This window comes from Rhizobacter sp. P1_G5 (genome assembly GCF_056405435.1).
This window is the reverse complement of record NZ_JBFUCB010000651.1, coordinates 1-3,256: the sequence shown is the minus strand read 5'-3', so window position 1 is coordinate 3,256 and position 3,256 is coordinate 1. Positions and strand designations below refer to the sequence as shown.

The window sequence follows — 3,256 nt, the reverse complement described above, 5'->3', positions numbered from 1 at the left end:
CCTTCAGCTCGACGACGGCCATCACCTCCTTGCCGCGCCGCGCCGCGTCGATCAGCAGATCCATCAGCGGCGATTCGCTGCCGGTGCGGTAGATCGTCTGCTTGATCGCGAGCACGTCGGGATCCTCGACCGCCTCGCGCAGGAACTGCACCACCGGCTCGAACGATTCGAACGGGTGGTGCATCAGCACGTCGCCGCGGCGCAGCCGCTCGAGGATCGATTCGTCGCGCGACAGCCCCGCCGGCCACGGCGCGTCATGCGGCGGGAAGCGCAGCGCCGGCGCATCGGCGCCGTCGATCAGCGCATTCAGCCGCACCAGGTTCACCGGCCCGTTCACGTGGTAGAGCGCCGCCTGCGGCAGCGCGAACTGCATCAGCAGGAATTCCGACAGCTCCGGCGGGCAGGTGTTCACCACCTCCAGCCGCACCGCCTGGCCGAAGTGACGCGTCGTCAACCCCGAGCGCAGCGCCTGGCGCAGGTTGGCGACATCGTCCTCGTCGACCGCGAGATCGGAATCGCGCGTCAGCCGGAACTGCGAGAACGCCTCGACCTCGCGGCCGGGGAACAGCTCGGCCAGGTGCGCGCGGATCACGCTCGTCAGCAGCACGAAGGCCTGGCCGGTGCCGGCGATCTCGTCGGGCAGCCGGATCACGCGCGGCAGCACGCGCGGCACCTTGACGATCGCGATCGTGTTCTCGCGCCCGAACGCATCCTTGCCGCCCAGCCGCACGATGAAGTTCAGCGACTTGTTCGCGACCTGCGGGAACGGGTGCGACGGATCGAGCCCCACCGGCACCAGCAGCGGCCGCACCTGGCGCTGGAAGAAGGTGTCGACCCAGCGCCGCTGCGCCTCGTTGCGGTCGCTGTGGTTCAGGATCTGGATGCCCTGCTGCTTCAGCGCCGGCATCACCTCGTCGTTGAAGCAGCGGTACTGGTCGTCGATCAGCAGGTGGGCCTCGGCGGCCACCGTCGCCAGGTCGCGCGGCGAGACGCCGGCGCCGGGCTGGCGCACCGCCTCGATGTAGTCGGCGAAGCGCACCTCGAAGAACTCGTCCATGTTGGACGACACGATGCAGATGTAGCGCAAGCGCTCGAGCAGCGGAACATCGTCGCGCCGGGCCTGGGCCAGCACGCGGCGGTTGAACTCGAGGATGGCGCTTTCACGGTTCAGCAGCGCTGGCATCAGCGGTGCCGGCGAAGCAACGGTCGACGGGGTCATCCGACGAGTTTATGAAGGTTTTGCGTCGGTTTCGTGACACCCATGTCAGCGCTGGGCCGGGCCGGCACCAGGTGATCGAGGAACTCGCGGCACACCGGCTCCCAACCGAACTGCAGCGCGCGCTCGCGGGCGCGATCACGCGGGATTTCCAGCGCCTTCAGTGCCGCGGTGCGCAGATCGTCGTGCAACACGCCGCCATCGCGCCCATCGCCCTGCGGCCCCACCACGTCGAGCGGTCCGGCCACCGGRTAGGCGGCGACCGGCGTGCCGCAGGCCAGCGCCTCCAGCATCACCAGCCCGAAGGTCTCCGAGCGGCCGGGGAACACGAACACGTCGGCCGCGCTGTAGATGCGCGCCAGCTCCGGGCGCGTGACGACGCCGCGCCAGTGCACCTGCGGGTATTCGCGCTGCAGCCGCTCCTGCAGCGGGCCGACGCCGTAGACCACCTTCGAGCCCGGCAGGTCGAGGTCGAGGAAGGCTTCCAGGTTCTTCTCGTAGCTGAGCCGGCCCACGTGCAGGAAGACCGGCCGCGGCAGGCCGAAGTCGGCCTGCGGCACCGGCTCGAACAGGCCCAGGTCGACGCCGTGCGACCAGCGCCGCAGCGGCTTGAAGCCGTAGCCCTGCAGGATGTCGAACATGCCGGCCGTCGGCACCATGATGCCGCTGGACTTCGCGTGGAAGCGGCGGAACCAGGCATAGCCCCAGCGCTCCGGCAGGTGCAGCGCGCGCGCCAGGATCTCGGGGAAGCGGGTGTGGAAGGCGGTCGTGAAGGCGAGGCCGCGCTGGATGCAGTGCTTGCGCGCCGCGCCACCCAGCGGCCCTTCGGTGGCGATGTGGATCGCGTCGACAGCGCCGTCGCGCAGCGCCGCGTCGATGCGGCGCGCCACCTCGCGCCCCGGCCGCCACGCGAGCTCGATCTCGCGGTAGCCCGGGCAGGCGAAGCGGCGAAAGCCCGAGGGCTCGATCAGCAGCACCTCGTGCCCCAGCGCCGCCAGGCCCTGCTGCAGCTCGACCAGCGTCGTGACGACGCCGTTGACCTGCGGCTTCCAGGCGTCGGTGACCAGCAGGATCCTCATGCGACCTCCGCCACGGTGTGCGCCGCTGGTGCCACTTTGGGCGCCGCCTGCGGCTCGCGGTCGCGCAGCTGCTGCGCCCAGTCGATGATCTCGAGCCGGCCGTCGGCATGCTCGACCAGTGCGGTCAGGCTCTCGACCCAGTCGCCGTCGTTGGCATAGGTGATGCCGTCGATGTCGCGCAGCTCGGCATGGTGGATGTGCCCGCAGACGACGCCCTGCACGCCGCGGCGGCGCGCCTCGCGGGCGACCGCGTTCTCGAAATCGCCGATGAAGCTGACGGCGCGCTTGACCTTCAGCTTCAGGTACTTCGACAGGCTCCAGTACGGCAGGCCCATGCGTGCGCGCAGCGAGTTGAGGTGGCGGTTCAGTTTGAGCGTGAACTCGTAGAGCGTATCGCCGACGTGGGCCAGCCATTTGGCGCACTGGATCACACCGTCGAACAGGTCGCCGTGCAGGATCCACAGCTTGCGGCCGTCGGCGGTCTCGTGCACCCACTCCTCGGCCACCTCGATGCCGCCGAACTCATGGCCGACGTAGCGGCGCGCGAACTCGTCGTGGTTGCCGGGGATGAAGACGACGCGCGTGCCCTTGCGCGCCTTGCGCAGCAGCTTCTGCACCACGTCGTTGTGCGCCTGCGGCCAGTACCAGCTGCGCCGCAGCTGCCAGCCGTCGACGATGTCGCCGACCAGGAACAGCGTGTCGCTCTCGACGTGGCGCAGGAAATCGAGCAGCGCATCGGCGCGGCAGCCGGGCGTGCCCAGGTGCAGGTCCGAGATCCACACGCTGCGGTAGCGCAGCCGGTGCGAGGTCGGCTCGTCCTCCGGCCCGGGGGGAGGTTCCTGCGGGACGGTCCAGGCACGGAGAAAGGCGTCTCGTTGCATGGACGCTCAGCTTCGCAGCCGGCCATGACGCGGCGGTGGCAAGGCCATGACGGACCGGTGACGCGTGCGCCGCCGATAAT

The 3,256-nt window shown here is 69.9% G+C and carries 3 protein-coding genes; all 3 read right to left on the bottom strand.

Annotated features, from left to right (window positions below; genetic code table 11):
* Positions 1 to 1,219, bottom strand: a 1,219-nt coding sequence (locus AC1D12_RS28850; protein WP_477844559.1) for a polyphosphate kinase, incomplete at its 3' end; no start/stop codon positions are given.
* The gene (locus tag AC1D12_RS28845; RefSeq protein ID WP_477844557.1) at positions 1,216 to 2,295 is read right to left on the bottom strand and encodes a glycosyltransferase family 4 protein; all 1,080 of its coding nucleotides are present in this window, start codon (positions 2,293 to 2,295) and stop codon (positions 1,216 to 1,218) included. The genes AC1D12_RS28850 and AC1D12_RS28845, both read right to left, overlap by 4 nt.
* Entirely contained in the window at positions 2,292 to 3,176 is an 885-nt protein-coding gene (locus tag AC1D12_RS28840; RefSeq protein WP_477844555.1) for a UDP-2,3-diacylglucosamine diphosphatase, read from the bottom strand. Before AC1D12_RS28840 ends, AC1D12_RS28845 begins: the two co-directional genes overlap by 4 nt.
* Between the last annotated feature and the right edge of the window lie 80 nt (positions 3,177 to 3,256).

Excerpts from the sequence above, each read along its gene's own strand:
- AC1D12_RS28840 (WP_477844555.1), bottom strand. The coding sequence starts at position 3,176 with ATGCAACGAGACGCCTTTCTCCGTGCCTGGACCGTCCCGCAGGAACCT.